We start from the raw sequence: 228 nt of genomic DNA, 5'->3' as shown, positions 1-228 counted from the left end.
CCTGTCGATGAACCGGAGTATCGGTACTTCGACACCATCGTCGCCACCCCGGAAGCCGAGCACCTGGTTCGCCGGTGCGTTCAGGCCATCGAGGGTGACCGCAAGGTGCTGATCGCCTTCCGTCTGAACGACATGAAGATCGATCCGTACATCCGCACCAAGGGTGAGCACGCCGGGGAGCCGGCCGCAAGCCTGGAATCGACGCTGGTCCACATCGGTCTCATCAAG

General features: G+C 62.3%; 1 protein-coding gene. It reads left to right on the top strand.

Annotated features, from left to right (window positions below; translation table 11 throughout):
- The coding region (locus tag APY03_RS27580; RefSeq protein ID WP_157103471.1) for a DUF3577 domain-containing protein at positions 1–228 on the top strand (228 nt) is incomplete at both ends.

This window comes from Variovorax sp. WDL1, assembly GCF_001541225.1.
In the GTDB taxonomy this organism is placed as follows: Bacteria; Pseudomonadota; Gammaproteobacteria; order Burkholderiales; family Burkholderiaceae_C; genus Variovorax.
Note: the sequence above shows the minus strand (reverse complement) of the source record. Positions and strands in the feature narration are given on the sequence as shown.